The 15280-nt window shown below is 61.8% G+C and carries 11 protein-coding genes; 4 read left to right on the top strand and 7 right to left on the bottom strand.

Features of this window, described 5'->3' with window-relative positions:
* Positions 1 to 21: 21 nt before the first annotated feature.
* The gene (locus NCS58_RS05705) at positions 22 to 567 is read right to left on the bottom strand and encodes an iron transporter (RefSeq protein WP_061120144.1); all 546 of its coding nucleotides are present in this window, start codon (positions 565 to 567) and stop codon (positions 22 to 24) included.
* 364 nt (positions 568 to 931) lie between these two features.
* The gene (uvrB, locus tag NCS58_RS05700) at positions 932 to 3028 is read right to left on the bottom strand and encodes an excinuclease ABC subunit UvrB (protein ID WP_250538091.1); all 2097 of its coding nucleotides are present in this window, start codon (positions 3026 to 3028) and stop codon (positions 932 to 934) included.
* A 377-nt stretch (positions 3029 to 3405) separates the two neighbouring features.
* Here uvrB and NCS58_RS05695 point away from each other — a divergent pair, with 377 nt between their 5' ends.
* Together NCS58_RS05695 and NCS58_RS05690 are read left to right on the top strand one after the other, a co-directional pair.
* Positions 3406 to 4605: an amino acid aminotransferase gene (locus NCS58_RS05695; RefSeq protein ID WP_061120146.1), complete on the top strand. Its 1200-nt coding sequence runs from the start codon at positions 3406 to 3408 to the stop codon at positions 4603 to 4605.
* Positions 4606 to 4698: 93 nt separating this feature from the next.
* Positions 4699 to 6065, top strand: a protein-coding gene (locus NCS58_RS05690) for an IS3 family transposase (protein ID WP_250538090.1) whose coding sequence is annotated in 2 segments (ribosomal slippage) — positions 4699 to 5161 and positions 5161 to 6065 — 1368 coding nt in all. Because the reading frame shifts where the segments join, the coding sequence is not laid out codon by codon here.
* A gap of 77 nt (positions 6066 to 6142) precedes the next feature.
* Here NCS58_RS05690 and NCS58_RS05685 read toward each other — a convergent pair.
* From NCS58_RS05685 to NCS58_RS05675, 3 genes are all read right to left on the bottom strand, one after another.
* Complete coding sequence (locus NCS58_RS05685; protein WP_250538089.1) at positions 6143 to 6361, bottom strand: hypothetical protein; 219 nt, start codon at positions 6359 to 6361, stop codon at positions 6143 to 6145.
* An 874-nt stretch (positions 6362 to 7235) separates the two neighbouring features.
* On the bottom strand, positions 7236 to 8648 hold the full coding sequence (locus tag NCS58_RS05680; RefSeq protein ID WP_250538087.1) for a lactate utilization protein B: 1413 nt from the start codon (positions 8646 to 8648) through the stop codon (positions 7236 to 7238).
* 26 nt (positions 8649 to 8674) lie between these two features.
* Positions 8675 to 9409, bottom strand: coding sequence for a (Fe-S)-binding protein (locus NCS58_RS05675; protein WP_061121748.1), 735 nt, complete (start codon positions 9407 to 9409; stop codon positions 8675 to 8677).
* A gap of 189 nt (positions 9410 to 9598) precedes the next feature.
* Here NCS58_RS05675 and NCS58_RS05670 point away from each other — a divergent pair, with 189 nt between their 5' ends.
* Positions 9599 to 10405 carry an IclR family transcriptional regulator gene (locus NCS58_RS05670; protein WP_061121749.1) on the top strand — a complete coding sequence of 269 codons (807 nt, stop codon included), beginning with the start codon at positions 9599 to 9601 and terminating at the stop codon, positions 10403 to 10405.
* A 75-nt stretch (positions 10406 to 10480) separates the two neighbouring features.
* On the opposite strand, the gene pbpG is transcribed toward NCS58_RS05670, so the two are convergent.
* Positions 10481 to 11665 carry a D-alanyl-D-alanine endopeptidase gene (gene pbpG, locus NCS58_RS05665; protein ID WP_250538086.1) on the bottom strand — a complete coding sequence of 395 codons (1185 nt, stop codon included), beginning with the start codon at positions 11663 to 11665 and terminating at the stop codon, positions 10481 to 10483.
* Between the two features lie 776 nt (positions 11666 to 12441).
* Between pbpG and NCS58_RS05660 the strand changes: the two genes are divergently transcribed.
* Positions 12442 to 13017 carry a phasin family protein gene (locus tag NCS58_RS05660; protein ID WP_061121751.1) on the top strand — a complete coding sequence of 192 codons (576 nt, stop codon included), beginning with the start codon at positions 12442 to 12444 and terminating at the stop codon, positions 13015 to 13017.
* 150 nt (positions 13018 to 13167) lie between these two features.
* Here the strand turns inward: NCS58_RS05660 and lpdA are convergent, their stop codons facing one another.
* The gene (gene lpdA / locus NCS58_RS05655) at positions 13168 to 15225 is read right to left on the bottom strand and encodes a dihydrolipoyl dehydrogenase (RefSeq protein WP_250538084.1); all 2058 of its coding nucleotides are present in this window, start codon (positions 15223 to 15225) and stop codon (positions 13168 to 13170) included.
* Positions 15226 to 15280: the final 55 nt, after the last annotated feature.

Genomic DNA, 15280 nt, shown 5'->3' with positions numbered 1-15280 from the left:
GATGCCGGGCGCCTGCGACGATCAGTAACCGCCCTTCTTGCCGATGCCCGCGAACGGGAAGTCGTATTCGATCGTAAACGGCTTGAACCACGGACCGACGCCCGTTTCCTTGTCGGTGTGACGGCCGAACGCCATGTGACCGTCCTGCGAAGGCGGCGAGATGTGCAGCTTGAGGTGATACTTGCCCGGGCCGAAGAGCTTCACGTTGTCGCCGTAATGCGGGCCGTCGCTCGCGACCATCGGCATCAGGTCGCCCTTGAGGGTCTGCGTCGTGCCGACCTTCGTGAGTTCATACGTCACGTTCAGATACGGCATCCAGTCGCCTTCGGCGAAACCGGTCGGGTTGTTCTTGACCGCGTGAATGTCCGCCTCGAGGTGGATGTCCGAATCCGATGCCTTGCGCATCATGCCTTCCGGCGCCATCGTGATCGGCTGGAGATACACGGCCCCCGTTTCCATGCCGCCCTCGATGTGCTGCTTGCCGATCGGATATTCGGCAGCCGATGCTGCCATCATCGCCGTGAGACCTGCGGCGGCGACGAGGCCGCGCATCAACGTTGAACCCATCAAAAAACTCCTTGTTGTTATCGATTGGCGCGCGTGCCACGCGAGCCGTGCCACAGAGATACCGAACCTTCACGCCACGGCTGAAAGCGACGCGCCGGCCGGGCAATGCGTGCCGATTGACCGCCCGCATCGCAGTGCCGCAGTCGCGCGTTAGCACAACACTGTGAACGTTAATACGAACCATTCTCAATGTTCGTCAGTTTAGCATCGTTCGACACGCTCAACAATTTGAGCAAACTTACAGACCTAGACGCAGTAAGGCTTTTCGCGAAATCGCGATTTCCGCGCACGTAAAAAAACGCGGCGAATCTTCCGATCCGCCGCGTCTTTTCGCGTTTCACCGCGCAAACCACTTACATATCGCCTACTTTCCGCCGATGCCGCTCACGTGATCGCCGACGTTCGCGCCGAACACGCGCTGTCGAAGAAGCGCCAATTGGTCGCGGGTCTGCGCCGCCTTTTCGAATTCGAGGTTCTTGGCGTGATCCATCATCTGCTTTTCGAGGCGCTTGATTTCCTTCGCGATCTGCTTCTCGGACATGTCCTCGAACTTCGCGCGCGCCTGCGCTTCCTTGAGCTCGGCGCGGGCATCGTCGGCGTTATAGACGCCATCGATGATGTCCTTGATGCGCTTCTCGACACCGCGCGGCGTGATGCCCATCTTCTCGTTGTGCGCGATCTGCTTCGCGCGCCGCCGCTCGGTTTCGCCGATGGCGCGCGTCATCGAATCGGTCATGTTGTCGGCGTAGAGAATCGCCTTGCCGTTCACGTTACGCGCCGCCCGGCCGATCGTCTGGATCAGCGAGCGCTCGGCGCGCAGGAAGCCTTCCTTGTCGGCGTCGAGAATCGCGACGAGCGACACTTCGGGAATATCGAGACCCTCGCGCAGCAGGTTGATGCCGACGAGCACATCGAACGTGCCGAGCCGCAGGTCGCGGATGATCTCCACGCGCTCGACGGTGTCGATATCGCTATGCAGATAGCGCACCTTCACGCCGTGATCGGCGAGAAATTCGGTCAGTTGCTCGGCCATGCGCTTCGTGAGCACGGTGACGAGCACGCGCTCATGCACGGCGACGCGGGCATTGATCTCGGAAAGCACGTCGTCGACCTGCGAGCGCGCCGGACGCACCTCGATCTCCGGATCGACGAGACCGGTCGGCCGCACGAGTTGCTCGGCCACCTGCCCCGCCTTCTGCTTTTCGTAGTCGGCGGGCGTCGCGGAGACGAAGATCGCCTGACGCATCTTGCGCTCGAACTCGTTGAACTTGAGCGGCCGGTTATCGAGCGCGGACGGCATGCGAAAGCCGTAGTCGACGAGATTTTCCTTGCGCGCGCGGTCGCCGTTGTACATGCCGTTCAACTGGCCGATCAAGACGTGCGATTCGTCGAGCAGCATCAGCGCATCGGGCGGCAGATAGTCGACGAGCGTCGGCGGCGGCTCGCCCGGCGCCGCGCCCGAAAAGTGCCGCGAGTAATTCTCGATGCCCTTGCAGAAGCCGAGTTCCTGGAGCATTTCCAGGTCGAAGCGCGTGCGCTGCTCCAGCCGCTGCGCTTCGACGAGCTTGCCGTCGCCGTGGAAAAACTCGAGCCGCTCGCGCAGTTCGAGCTTGATGGTTTCGATCGCGCGCATGACCGTGTCGCGCGGCGTCACGTAGTGCGACGAAGGATAGACCGTGAAGCGCGGAATCTTGTTGCGCACGCGGCCGGTGAGCGGATCGAAGAGCATCATCGATTCGATTTCATCGTCGAAAAGCTCGACGCGTACCGCCATTTCGGCGTGCTCCGCCGGGAAGATATCGATGGTGTCGCCGCGCACGCGGAACGAGCCGCGCTGGAAATCGGCTTCGTTGCGGGTGTACTGCATCGCGATCAGACGCGCGATGACGTCACGCTGGCCGAGTTTGTCGCCGGTGCGCAGCGTGAGAATCATCTTGTGGTATTCGGACGGATTGCCGATACCGTAAATCGCCGACACGGTCGCGACGATCACCACGTCGCGCCGCTCGAGCAGGCTCTTCGTGGCCGAAAGCCGCATCTGCTCGATGTGCTCGTTGATCGACGAATCCTTCTCGATGAAAAGATCGCGCTGCGGCACGTACGCTTCGGGCTGGTAATAGTCGTAGTACGAGACGAAGTACTCGACGGCATTGCGCGGAAAGAACTCGCGGAATTCCGCATAGAGTTGCGCCGCGAGCGTCTTGTTCGGCGCGAAGACGATCGCCGGTCGGCCAAGGCGCGCGATCACGTTCGCCATCGTGAAGGTCTTGCCGGAGCCGGTCACGCCGAGCAGCGTCTGAAACGAAAGGCCGTCCTCGACGCCTTCGACGAGCGTCGTAATGGCAGTCGGCTGATCGCCTGCGGGCGGATACGGCTGATAGAGCTGAAACGGCGAATCTTTGAACGTGACGAACTTCGATTCGTCCAGTTCTTCGGGTGATGCGATGAGAGTGTCGGACATGAGAGATCGAGAGAGTCAACGCCTGCGCAAACAAGCATTTTAGCGTCGTACGCAATACGCGCGCTCGCCATGACGTGACCGGGATTCGGAAGGCTGATCGTCAACAGATTGGGCAACGATCACCAATCTCAAGCGCGCCCATTCGCGCCCTTTTAATTGACATTCGCACGGCTTCCGGTGCAAAAAAGGGCGAAAAGCACGCGCATTCGCACCATAATCGCCCAAAAAGCCTCGCTGGATTCGCTACAATGTGCGACTGGGCGCAGCGGCCCCGAGCCGTATTTCGCCGCGCTCTGCGCCTCTTGCGATGTTACCGGGGGCGCACGCATCGTCCGTTTGCATCCTGCCGCACGTCCTTCCCTCACTGCCGATAGATCATGTCTCTTTTCTCTGCCGTCGAACTCGCTCCCCGCGACCCGATCCTGGGCCTCAACGAAGCCTTCAACGCCGATACGCGCACGACCAAAGTCAATCTGGGCGTCGGCGTATACACGAACGAGGAAGGCAAGATTCCGCTCTTGCGCGCCGTGCGCGAAGCCGAGAAAGCACGCGTCGATGCCGCGCTGCCCCGCGGATATCTGCCGATCGACGGCATCGCGGCGTATGACGCCGCCGTGCAAAAACTGCTGCTCGGCGATGACTCGCCGCTGATCGCCGCGGGCCGCGTCGTGACGGCGCAGGCGCTCGGCGGCACCGGCGCGCTCAAGATCGGCGCGGACTTCCTGAAACGCGTGAATCCCAACGCGATCGTCGCAATCAGCGATCCGAGCTGGGAAAACCACCGCGCGCTGTTCGAGAGCGCAGGTTTCGAGGTCGTCAACTACCCTTACTACGAAGCCGCCACGCACGGCGTGAACTTCGACGGCATGCTCGCGGCGCTCAACAGCTACGCGCCGGGCACCGTCGTCGTGCTGCACGCGTGCTGCCACAACCCGACGGGCGTCGATCTGTCGGACGACCAGTGGAAGCAGATCGTGGAAGTGGTGAAGGCGAAGAATCTCGTGCCGTTCCTCGACATGGCCTATCAGGGCTTCGCGGAAAACATCGATGCGGACTCGGCCGCCGTGCGTCTCTTCGCAGCCGCCGATCTGAACGTCTTCGTATCGTCGTCGTTCTCGAAGTCGTTTTCGCTGTACGGCGAGCGCGTCGGCGCGCTGTCGATCATCACGACGGGCAAGGAGGAATCGACCCGTGTGCTGTCGCAACTCAAGCGCGTGATCCGCACCAACTACTCGAATCCGCCGACGCACGGCGGCTCGATCGTCGCGGCCGTGCTGGCGTCGCCGGAACTGCGCGCCACTTGGGAGCAGGAACTGGGCGAAATGCGCGATCGCATTCGCGCGATGCGTAACGGTCTCGTCGAGCGCCTGAAGGCGAGCGGCGTCGATCGCGACTTCTCGTTCGTCAACAAGCAGCGCGGCATGTTCTCGTACTCGGGATTGACAGCGGCGCAAGTCGATCGTCTGCGTGAAGAATTCGGCATCTACGCCGTGAGCACCGGCCGTATCTGCGTGGCCGCGCTGAACACGCGCAACATCGATGCTGTCGCGAACGCCGTCGCAGCTGTGCTGAAGTAAAAGCGGCCCAGGCAGCATCAAAATAAAAAATGGCGCCCTTCTGAACTGCACCCCAAAAGTTGGATACCGATCCAACCTTTGGGGGTGTTTTTCATGGCGAAGTACAGCGAGCGATTCAGAAGACGGGTTGTCGAGGAATATCTTGCCGGCGAAAGCGGCTACAGGGCATTGGGGGCGCGTTACGGAGTGGGCTTCTCGATGGTTCGCCGCTGGGTGGCAAGCTATCGTGTGCATGGGGTTGCGGGGCTGCGCAAGAAATACAGCCATTACGATGCGCAGTTCAAGTTGTCGGTGCTGGAACGGATGTGGCAGGACGAGTTGTCGTACACCCAGGTGACGGCGCTGTTCGATCTGCGTAACCCGCGTGGCGTCGCGACGTGGGAGCGCCTGTATCATGAGGGCGGTATAGATGCCTTGGCGCCCCGTCCGCGGGGGCGTTGCCCAAAGATGAAAGCTACCCAGCCCGACAAGCCTGCCGAAGGCAAAACGCCAGAGGCGCGCACGCGCGAAGAACTGCTCAAGGAGAACGAATACCTGCGCGCGGAGGTGGCGTACCTAAAAAAGCTCGATGCGCTGCTCAAGGAGAAAGCGCGGGCAGCGCAAAGGAAAAAGCGCAAATAGTGCAGGACCTCCGGGAGCACCATCCTCTGGCAGCCCTTCTGAAGGCCGCGGGTCTGGTCCGCAGCACGTTCTACTATCAGTTGAAGGCGCTGGACAGGGGCGAGCGGCACGCTGGTCTGAAGGAGAAGATCCGAACCTTGTATGAGCACCACAAGGGTCGCTACGGCTACCGTCGCATCACGGCTGCAATCCGGCAGGCCGGAGAACTCGTCAACCACAAGACGGTGCAGCGGCTGATGGGGCAACTCCAGTTGAAGTCACTGGTGCGCCCGAAGAAATACCGTTCCTGGCGGGGCGAAGTGGGTCGTGCTGCACCCAATCTGTTGCAAAGACAATTCAAAGCTGACGGCCCCAACCAGAAGTGGGTGACCGATGTGACCGAATTCAAAGTCGGCGCGCAGAGGCTTTATCTATCGCCCGTGATGGATCTGTATAACGGCGAGATCGTGGCGTATCAGATGGACTCGCGACCCAGCTTCGAGTTGGTCAGCGGCATGCTGAAAAAGGCATTGACCCGACTTCGAGGCAACGAGCGACCACTGCTGCATTCAGATCAGGGTTGGCAATACCGGATGCCGGCATTTAGCCGGCTACTCAAGCAACGCCAATTGCCGCAAAGCATGTCGAGCAAGGCCAACTGTCTGGACAACGCCGCCATGGAGAGCTTCTTCGGCACACTCAAGTCCGAGTGCTTTAGACTAGACCGGTTCACCAGTGTGGACCGCTTGCGCGACGCGCTGAATCGCTACATCCACTACTACAACCACGAACGCATCAAACTCAAACTAAAAGGCCTGAGTCCCGTGCAATACAGAACTCAGGCCTTGGCTACCCGCTAGACTTTAACCGTCCAACTTCGCGGGGTGCAGTTCACTTCGCGGGGCGCCATTTTTCGTCTGCGTAAAAACCCGGCGATCTAGAGCGTCTTTTGTACGGAAGTCACTGCGGGCGTCGCGTCATCGTCCTCGACTAAGCCGAGTGAGATCGCGCGAGCAAGCTCGGCGCTCACGCCTGCCACGCTGGTTTCCTGATGGCGCGTGGACGTGCTGCCGCCTTCGCCGGCGTGCAAGCAAAAAGCCAGTGCGATCGGAAGCACGATGGCGACGGGCCAGTAGGTCGATATTGTCTTTTTCATGGGACTGCCTTTGGGTCGAAGTGTCGCAGTGGGTAACAAGGATCCGGGACCCACTGCCGGACAATTCGAATGGTACGGAATCGTCCCGATCTTAAAAAGCCGTTGAAAAGCAAAGGATTGTTGCGTTCGCGACAACAAGTCCCTATCCGGCGCGCCGCTTCCGCTACCCGTCCTTATGACACTTGGCCGTCATAAAGCCTTACAAAGTTATTGGGGACATCCGCTTGGCGATGCTGTCTCATACAGTAATGGTGCTACAGGTTCTATCAAGATCATGAAATCCGCGGTTGTAGGTGTTCTCCTCGCGTCGTCCGCTGCCTTGCTTGGCGGTTGCGCGGTCTATCCGGACGCGCCGTCCTATGGCGGCGGCTATCCTGGTGTCTATGACGATCCGGGCTATGGCTATTACGGCGGTCCGCCGGTCGTTCAGCCGGGCGTTGTCGTCGGTGGCGGGTATTACTCTGGTCCGGCGTATTACGGTCCGGGGCGCAGCCGCTACTGGGATGACGGTCCGGGCTGGCGCCGTCCGCCCCCAGGTGGCTGGCATGGCGGCGGCTCACACCGGCGCGATCATGGTCCGGGCGGGCCGCCGCCGCAAGCGGGTGGCGGACATCCGAACGGCCCGCCGCCACAGGCAGGCGGCGGTCGTCCGCCGGCCGCTCCCCCTCCGCAGGCAGTCGGCGGCGCGCCGGTGCCCAACGCAGTGGGCGGTCGACCTCCGGGGCCGAACCGCGCCCCGCCGCCATCCGCGAATGGCGGCACTCGCGACGGCGGCAATTCACGCGGCTTTCTTGGACGCTACGGCGGTTAAGGCGCGGAACGCCTTCATCGAAAACGGGCCACGGCAGATCGGACGATCTGCCGTGGCTTTGTTCTATCCGAGATGCGAGTGTTGCGCCTTGTATAACTCCCGAAAAGTTCGACCGACCGGCGCGGGCATATCGCGCGTGCCGGTCCATCCCTTGCCGAACGGCAAGCGCGAAATCGCTTTCCTTTCGCCACCCATGCGTTCGAGCACACGCACGACGAGCTTGGTGAAAAGCGCATACGCCGCCGGCCGTTTCACGAGATAGCCCCAGGCTGCGAGCGCGGCGCGCTCGCTCCAGGGGCGCAGTCCGCGCTCCATCTGCTTTTCCCGCAGCTTGCGCAGCAAATCCGACAGCGGAATGCCGACCGGGCACACGCTGTTGCATTCGCCGCAGAGCGTCGCGGCTTGTGGCAGATCGAGCGCCTTCTCAATGCCGACGTACGCCGGCGTCAACACGGAGCCCATCGGTCCCGGATAGACCCAACCGTACGCATGCCCACCGATCTTCTGATAGACCGGGCAATGATTCATGCACGCGCCGCAGCGGATACAGCGCAGCATTTCCTGGAACTCTCCGCCGATGAGCCCGGTACGCCCGCCATCGACGAGCACGAAGTACATGTGCTCCGGGCCGTCCGACTCGTCCGGCGCGCGCGGTCCGGTCAGCAGCGAAAAGTAGTTCGAGATCGTCTGCCCGGTCGCCGAGCGCGGCAGGAGGCGCATGGCGGTCGCGAGATCCTCGAGTGTCGGGAGCACCTTCTCGATGCCCGTCACCGCGACATGCACGCGCGGCATCACCGTGCACATGCCCTCGTTGCCCTCGTTCGTGACGACCGCCACCGACCCCGTCTCCGCGATCAGAAAGTTGCCGCCCGTCACCCCCATGTCCGCCGACATGAAATGCGGGCGCAGCACTTCACGCGCCTCGCGCGTCATGTCGGGGATGTCGGTCAGGCGCGGCTTGTTATGCGTTTTTGCGAAGAGATCGGCAATCTGCTCCTTATCCTTATGGACGACCGGCGCGATGATGTGGCTAGGCGGCTCGTTATCGTTGATCTGCAGGATGTATTCGCCGAGGTCGGTCTCGATGGACTGCACGCCCATCTCGCCGAGCACGCGATTCAACTGCATCTCTTCGGATACCATCGACTTGGTCTTGATGACCTTCTTCACGTCATGCTTGCGGGCGATATCGGCGACGAGCCTGGCTGCGTCCTGCGTCGATTCGGCGTAGAGCACCGTGGCGCCGCGCCGCGTCGCTTCGCGCTCGAAGGTTTCGAGCCATACGTCGAGATTGTCGAGCGCCCGATCGCGCCGCTCTTTCAGCGCGGCACGAGTCGCCTCGAAGTCGATGTCGCGCACCGCGCTCGCGCGCGCGCTGACGAACTTCGTCGAGAGCTTCGTGAGGTTTTGTTGAAGGCGCTCGTCGGCAAGCTTGCTGCCTGCGCGCGCCTTGAAATGCATCGTCTGGACTTGCATGGGCAGTCTCTCTTTTCAGGATGCGCTCACGCGCGGCCTTGCGCGTCGCCGGCGAGCACCTGCGCGATGTGCAGCACGCGCGTCGACGTATCGCCTGTGCGGCGCAGGCGCCCTTCGATGTTCAGCATGCAGCCGAGGTCGCCGAGCACGACCGTGTCCGCGCCGCTCGCCTTGATGTTCGCGCACTTCTCATCGACGATCGCCGTCGAAATGTCGCCGTACTTCACCGCGAACGTGCCGCCGAAGCCGCAGCAGTGTTCGCAGCCCGCCATCTCCGTGACCGGTACGCCCGCCTGTGCGAGCAGCTCACGCGGCTGCGACTTCACGCCGAGTTCGCGCAAACCCGAGCACGAATCGTGATAGGTCACCATGCCGTCGAATGCGCCGGGCTCCATGCGCGCCTTTGCGACATTCACCAGAAAATCGGTCAGTTCGAACACACGCGGCTGCAGGCGCCCGAAGCGGCTCATCAGTTGCGGATCGTCACGAAAGAGATCGCCGTAGTGCGCGCGGATCATGCCGCCGCAGGAACCCGACGGAACGACCACATAGTCGAACTGCTCGAACTCGCGCAGCGTTTTTTCGGCGAGATCGCGGGCGAGCGGACGATCGCCCGAGTTATACGCGGGCTGGCCGCAGCACGTCTGCGACGGCGGCACGACGACTTCGAAACCCGCCCGCTCGATCAGCTTGATGACTGAAAAGCCGATTTCAGGGCGCATCATGTCGATGAGACACGTGACGAAAAGTCCGACTCGCATGGGGGCGTTTCCTGTTTTGTAGAAGTGATATGAACGCATCGCCGATTATCCGCGAAAGCCTCGCCCGTCGGGTCGCGCTATACGCGCGCGTCATTGCCGGAATCATCGTTTCAGAACGGCGTTCGCTTTTTTCACATTATGAGATACAATCGCCATTCCGCTGTTTGACGCATCAACCGATTTTTCACGATGAGCGATACGAACCCGGACTCCAAGACTTCCATTCAGGTGATCGAGCGCATGATGCGTCTTCTCGACGCCCTCGCCGATCACACCGACCCCGTCAGCCTCAAAGAGCTCTCCCAGAGCACGAGTCTGCATCCGTCCACGGCGCATCGCATCCTCAACGACATGGTGCTGTGCCGCCTCGTGGACCGTTCCGATCCCGGCACCTACCGGCTCGGCATGCGGCTGCTGGAACTCGGCAATCTCGTGAAGGCGCGTCTCTCGGTGCGCGAGGCCGCGATGCCGCCGATGCGCGAACTGCATCGGCAAACCGGCCAGACCGTCAATCTATCCGTACGACAAGGCGACGAGATCGTCTACATCGAGCGCGCTTATTCGGAGCGCTCTGGCATGCAGGTCGTGCGGGCGATCGGCGGCCGTGCGCCTTTGCATCTGACTTCGGTCGGGAAACTGTTCCTTGCCGCCGACGAAGCCGCACGCGTGCGCGCCTACGCGATGCGCACCGGTCTCTCGGGGCACACGCAGAACAGCATCACCGATCTCTCGAAGCTCGAGCGCGAACTGTCGCTGGTGCGTCAGCAGGCCTGCGCGCGCGACAACGAGGAACTCGAACTCGGCGTGCGCTGCATCGCCGCCGGCATCTACGACGACACCGGGCGGCTCGTCGCCGGACTTTCGCTTTCCGCGCCCGCCGATCGTCTGCAAGATGCCTGGCTCAAGCAACTGAGCCACACGGCGCTCGAAATCTCGCAATCGCTGGGATATCACCCCGAACAGGCGGCCGCCGACGTGCAACACGCGCACCGCTGATCCGCGCCGCATGAAAAAACGGGATTCGTCTTTCGACGAATCCCGTTTGCTTTTGAAGCAGCGGAACGCGGACGCTCAAGGATTCGCGCCGCTGCCCATATCGGCACTCATGATGTGCGGCTCGCCGAGCGTATCGAGAAACGAGCGCAGGCGGCTCGCATCCGCGAAGCGCGAGTACTTGCCGTAGGAGTCGAGCAGCACGATCACGACCGGGCGGCCGTTCACGTTCGCCTGCATCACGAGACATTCGCCCGCTTCGTTGATGAAGCCCGTCTTCTGCAAGCCGATATCCCACGATGCATTGCGGATCAGCGCGTTCGTGCTGTTGTAGGCGATATTGCGCTTGCCGGTGAAGACATCGTAGCTGCGGTCGGTCGAGAACTTGCGGATCAGCGGATATTGATACGCCGCGTTCACCATCTTCACGAGGTCGCGCGCGCTCGATACGTTCTGGCTCGTCAGGCCCGTCGAGTTCTCGAAGTGCGTGTCGGCCATGCCGAGCGACTTCGCTTTCGCGTTCATCGCGGCGATGAACGCCGGACGGCCGCCCGGGTAATAGCGCGAGAGTGCCGCCGCCGCGCGATTCTCGGAGGCCATCAACGCGATATGCAGCATGTCCTCGCGATTCAGCACCGAACCGACTGCAAGGCGCGAGCCGGTGAACTTCTCGTAGTCGCGGTCTTCGTCGGTGACGCTGATCTCGTCGGTGAGCGGCATGTGCGAGTCGAGCACGACCATCGCCGTCATGAGTTTCGTGATCGACGCGATCGGCACGACGGCGCGCGAGTTCTTGTCGAAGAGCGTCTCGGACGTGTTCTGGTCGACCACATAAGCAACGCTCGAGCGCAGCGCAAGGCTGTCGGGCGTGTCATGCAGGCCGAACGCCTGTCCGACCGATGTGGCACGCGGCTGGAACGCGACGGCGTGCACCGCACCGCGGCGCGCATGCGGTTCCATGCGGTAAGACACCCGACGCTTGCGCGATGCGCGGGGCGCATCCTCGTCGTCATCCGTGGCAGCGACCTTGGCGGCCTTCGCCGGCTTCGGTGCCTTGAGCGCGGTTTTGGCCACGCGCGCAGGCTTTTCAGCGTGGGCGGTGGATTTCTTTGCGGTCCTGGTTGCGGTGGCGGTCTTTGCAAAGGCTTCAGCCGGAGCCGCTGCGAAGGACGTCGCTACTGCGATGGAGACAGCGATGGACAATGCCGAGCGCACTGCCACGCCATGCACCACCTTCAACGACGAAAACATTTCGGTTTTCATTAGTGTTCTGTTGGGCGGCTGGAGGGTACCGCCAAGTGTAGTGAAGCAACGAAATTTAAGCAATATTAAGCACTTATCGGCACTCGTTAAACTGAGTTGTAAGCCTTGATTGCGTATTGCCGATCAACAGCGCGCCTCGATCGGAAAAACGATCGTCCCGGCGGAGCCTGTGCTGCCCAAAGCGCGCTTTTCTACATGACGTCAAACGTGCTATCGGCAAAACTTTCCACGACTTTAGTCAAAACGTGCAGAGCGATGGGACAAACGCAGAATGCGAAATCGACAGCAAGGCAGGCCGAGTTGCGCGTGGGTCCGCGCCACAAAATCGGACCATCGAAATGTTAACGTTTCTTCAACAATTTGGTGTACGGCAACATCTTAAAATTAAGACATTCTCCAGAATCGTCTCATTTTGCATCGCGAAAAACTCGCAGGCGTCTGACGTCGGGCGACATCAAAACTTCATCCAGACGTGCTCTCATCCACTGCAAGAACGCGCGTCGCGACGTCTTGAAGCTCATACCCGTCTGACGTGCACAGGGTTTCCACGGGTGTCCGTCTCGAGCGTCCGTCGATCAAGTAAGCCTTTGTTTAACATACCTTTTCGAGTCATTGTGCAGCGCACAAAAAGTGCTTGACATCTATCGGAATATCTCTAAAATGGGTCTCATGTTGCGACGCACCAATCGCGGTTGCACCTAGCCGGCCAGGTTCATCGCGCCGGATCTATCCAAACCACGACCCGCATTTGATGGGTCGGCCATCAGGAGCCTGAGATGACGCTGTTGACCCCCGAGCAAATCGCCGCTGCACAAAAAGCTAACTTCGACACGCTGTTCGGTCTGACGAACAAGGCGTTCGAAGGCGTCGAGAAGCTGGTCGAACTGAACCTGCAAGTCGTGAAGTCCACGCTGGCCGAAAGCCAGGAAAACGCGCAGCGCGCTCTGTCGGTGAAGGACGCGCAGGAACTGCTCGCGCTGCAAGCCAGCCTGACCCAGCCGGTCGCGGAAAAGGTGCTGTCGTATGGCCGTCACCTGTATGAAATCGCGTCGGCCACGCAAGCCGAATTCGCCCGCGTCGCGGAAGCGCAGTACGAAGAGCAGAACCGCAAGGTGCAAACGCTCGTCGACAACGTCGCGAAGAACGCACCGGCCGGTTCGGAAACCGCTGTCGCCGTGATGAAGTCGGCTATCACCGCTGCCAACACGACGTACGAAACGGTTCACAAGGCAACGAAGCAAGCTGTCGAGATCGCCGAAAGCAACTTCAACGCTGCCGCTACGGCTGCGACGAAGGCCGCTACGCAAGCGACCGAGCAAGCTACCCGCGCCGCCAAGAAGTCGGTTGCGTAAGTTTGCCGCCGGGCTCTGCCCGGTTCAATGCAGCACGCATGACGAAGAGCCCGGCCACCGCGCCGGGCTTTTTGTCGTCTGCCGTTCCTAAACGAAAAAGGCGCGCTCCGGTGAAGGAACGCGCCTTTGCACTTCTCGAAGTGCGGAAGCTTACTTCTTGCGTTGCGGCGGCAAGTCCGTGCACACGCCTTCGTACAACTCGGCGGCCATGCCGACCGATTCGCCGAGCGTCGGATGCGGGTGGATCGTCTTGCCGATGTCGGTTGCATCCGCGCCCATCTCGATCGCAAGGCACACTTCGCTGATCAGGTCGCCCGCATTCAGACCGACGATGCCGCCGCCGATCACACGGTGCGTCTCCTCATCGAAGATGAGCTTGGTGAAGCCCTCGTCGCGGCCATTCGCGATCGCGCGGCCCGACGCGGCCCACGGGAACACCGCTTTGCCGAACTTGATGCCTTCGGCCTTGCACTGGTCTTCCGTCTTGCCGGCCCACGCCACTTCCGGATCGGTGTAAGCCACCGACGGAATCTGCATCGCGTCGAAATACGCCTTCTCGCCGTGCGCCACTTCCGCCGCGACGTGGCCCTCGTGCACCGCCTTGTGCGCGAGCATCGGCTGGCCGACGAGATCGCCGATCGCGAAGATATGCGGCACGTTGGTGCGCATCTGCTTGTCGACGTTGATGAAGCCGCGATCCGTCACCGCCACGCCGGCCTTGTCCGCGCCGATCTTGCCGCCGTTCGGGCTGCGGCCGACCGCGAGCAGCACGAGGTCGTAGCGCTGCGGTTCGCTCGGCGCCTTCTCGCCTTCGAAGGTCACGTAGATGCCGTCTTCGCGCGCTTCCGCCTTGGTCGTCTTGGTCTTCAGCATCACGTTCGTGAAGCGTTTGGAATTGAACTTCTCCCAAACCTTCACGAGGTCGCGATCCGCGCCGAGCATGAGGCCGTCGAGCATTTCGACGACGTCGATGTCCGCGCCGAGCGTCGAATACACCGTCGCCATTTCCAGGCCGATGATGCCGCCGCCCACCACGAGCATGCGCTTCGGAAGCTGACGCAGTTCGAGCGCGCCCGTCGAATCGACGACACGCGGATCGTCCGGGAAGAACGGCAGCTTCACGGCTTGCGAGCCGGCCGCGATGATCGCCTGCTTGAACTTCACGACCTTCTTGCCGTCCGCGCCCTGCACTTCCATGTGATACGGATCGACGAAGTTACCCACGCCCGTGACGACCTGCACCTTGCGCGCCTTCGCCATGCCCGCGAGACCGCCGGTCAGCTTCTTGACCACGCCTTCCTTGAAGCCGCGCAGTTTGTCCAGATCGACCTTCGGCTCGCCAAAGCTGATGCCGTGCGCCGCGAGCTCCGCCGCTTCGTCGATGACGAGCGCGGTGTGCAGCAGCGCCTTCGACGGAATGCAGCCGACGTTCAGGCACACGCCGCCCAGCGTCGAATAACGCTCGACGAGCACCGTCTTCATGCCGAGATCGGCGGACCGGAACGCCGCCGAATAACCGCCGGGGCCGGCGCCGATCACGAGCATGTCGCACTCGACATCGGCGGCGCCGGAGTAACTGCCCGCTTGCGGCGCGGGGGCCGGAGCGGCTGCAGCGGCTGCCGGAGCAGCCTGCTGAGGCGCGGGCGCGGGCGCAGACGCCGACGCCGCGCCGCCGCCTTCGAGCGTCAGGACCAGCGTGCCTTCCGACACGGTGTCACCGACCTTCAGCTTCACTTCCTTCACGGTGCCCGCAGCGGGTGAAGGCACGTCCATCGTGGCTTTATCGGATTCGAGCGTGATGAGCGACTGCTCCTTCTCGACCGTATCGCCCGGCTTCACGTGCACTTCGATGACCGGAATGTCCTTGAAGTCGCCGATGTCCGGCACCTTCACGTCCTGCACGCCGCCGCCGGCCGCGGCGGGCTTCGCGGCCGCCGGCGCTGCAGCAGGCGACGGAGCCGCCGACGCGCCTTCGGTTTCGACCATCGCGATGACCGAGCCCTGCGAGACCTTGTCGCCCTGCTTGACCTTCACTTCCTTGACGGTGCCCGCGAAATCGGCGGGCACTTCCATCGTGGCCTTGTCGGTTTCGAGCGTGATGACGCCCTGTTCCTTTTCGATGCTGTCGCCGGGTTTGATATTGACTTCGATGACATCGACATCGGAGAAGTCGCCGATGTCGGGTACTTTTAGTTCGACGAGACTCATGTTGTCCCCTAAGAGATGTGCGGATGGAACCTCAGGGCCACGCCCCGAGGTTCCG

This window comes from Caballeronia sp. INML3B (genome assembly GCF_023631305.1).
GTDB classification, from domain to species: domain Bacteria; phylum Pseudomonadota; class Gammaproteobacteria; order Burkholderiales; family Burkholderiaceae; genus Caballeronia; species Caballeronia turbans.
This window is presented reverse-complemented; position numbering and strand designations above follow the sequence as displayed.